Consider the following 1,069-nt stretch of genomic DNA (forward strand, 5'->3'; position numbering starts at 1 on the left):
TGTAGAGTCGAGATCCTATGTTCGTGGTCAAGCCTGCTGGAAGCAGGCTTGACCCACCTTCAGCATGGCCGGATCGAAGTCTCGGCCGCTTTTGAACACGCCCCAGGCGATCCTGGCCAGCTTCCTTGCCAGAATGTTGAAGACGGCGGTGCTGGGGTGACCGCGTTTTGCCAGCTCGTCGTAGAGCGGTTGCCCCCGGCGACACCGCTTGAGCCCCATTGCAGCCATGTAGAGCATCTGGCGCAGCATCGGTGCGCCCTGTTTGGACAGCCGACGTCGTCCAGTTCTGCCGCCAGACTCGTTGGGCCGGGGATCCAGGCCGGTGCAGGCAATCCATGCGTTGGCGTTGGCCAACGGCCAGCGCGTCATGTAGTAAATCAGGTGGGACGCGACGGCAGGGCCGATACCCGGGATGGTCAGCAGGCGCTTGTAGAGCGCGCCATGCTCTCCATCGCGGCCCAAGCGCTGCAGTTCGCTTTCCAGCTCCGACAGCGTCCCAGCCAGAGCGCAGAACAGATCAGACAGCTCCCCAGGGTCACTTTTGCTTACCCCGAAGGATTGCTCCAAGCGCGCGCGCGTCTCCACCAGCGCTCGCCGCTTGCGCAGCAAATCGTGCATCTGCTGCTGCTCGTCAGTACGCGGTACGTATTCACGCAGGCGGTCGCTCTCCTTCTTCACATAGCGGGCGATCGCTTGGGCATCCATGGCATCTGTCTTGCCGCGCGAGCCCGTCGCCCGAGCGTAGTTCTTGATCAGCCGTGGATCGATTACATAGACAACGTGGCCCGCCTGGCCAGCCATCCGAGCCAACAACTCGTAGTACCGTCCCGTCGCTTCCATGCCAATCCGGCATCGCTGGGGCAAGGTTTTGAGCCACTTGGCTATCCCGGCCCGGGTGTTGGCGACCCTGTCACCGGCCTTGCGGTCGGCCACCGCCGGCACGAACTCCTTGGAGTCCACGTCCACGCCAATATCGAGAGAATCAGACATTTGTACGGCTCCCAGCTATCTTTAAAGGGCTGGGGTGGTACCGCACCGACGTTAGCTTGCCTACATCGACGATCCCCTT

1 protein-coding gene is annotated in these 1,069 nt (G+C 62.1%); it reads right to left on the reverse strand.

The window, feature by feature from the left end:
* Positions 1-27 precede the first annotated feature (27 nt).
* Positions 28-990, reverse strand: coding sequence for a transposase (locus O0J15_RS21320; protein ID WP_134732551.1), 963 nt, complete (start codon positions 988-990; stop codon positions 28-30).
* Positions 991-1,069: the final 79 nt, after the last annotated feature.

It is taken from the genome of Stenotrophomonas sp. Sm10 (assembly GCF_030985515.1).
Taxonomy (GTDB): domain Bacteria; phylum Pseudomonadota; class Gammaproteobacteria; order Xanthomonadales; family Xanthomonadaceae; genus Stenotrophomonas; species Stenotrophomonas hibiscicola.

Coding starts and splice junctions, on each gene's coding strand:
- O0J15_RS21320 (WP_134732551.1), bottom strand. CDS start 990: ATGTCTGATTCTCTCGATATTGGCGTGGACGTGGACTCCAAGGAGTTC.